This window comes from Gemmiger formicilis (genome assembly GCF_016901605.1).
Taxonomy (GTDB): domain Bacteria; phylum Bacillota; class Clostridia; order Oscillospirales; family Ruminococcaceae; genus Gemmiger; species Gemmiger formicilis_B.
Genome location: NZ_JACJKP010000458.1, coordinates 1 through 428 on the forward strand (window position 1 = coordinate 1; position 428 = coordinate 428).

The 428-nt window shown below is 60.3% G+C and carries 1 pseudogene; it reads right to left on the reverse strand.

The window, feature by feature from the left end:
• A pseudogene (locus H6B10_RS15425) lies at window positions 1–428 on the reverse strand (transcription-repair coupling factor); the annotation flags it as partial.

A 428-nucleotide genomic window follows, 5' to 3' on the forward strand; every position in this document is an offset into this window, starting at 1 on the left:
AATCCGCTTGTAGGCTTCAATGCGTCCGGCCGGATCGGGAATGTAATCTTCCGGCAGGTAAGCGTCAATGGAAATATCCACCAGACAGTCGCTTTTGTCGGGCGGCGGTGTTTCGCCACGCGCGGTGGCAATGGCCTGCCCCAGCATTTTTACATACAGGTCGTAACCGACAGCCTCCATGTGGCCGTGCTGGCTGTGTCCCAACAGGCTGCCGGCGCCCCGGATCTGCAGGTCGCGCATGGCGATGCGGAAGCCGGAACCGAAGGCCGTAAATTCCCGGATGGCAGACAAGCGCTTGGCGGCAATTTCGGTCAGCACTTTGTCGCGGGTAAAGGTAAAGTAGGCGTAGGCCTTGCGGGAGGAACGGCCTACCCGCCCGCGAAGCTGGTAAAGCTGGGAAAGCCCCATGCGGTCGGCGTTTTCGATGA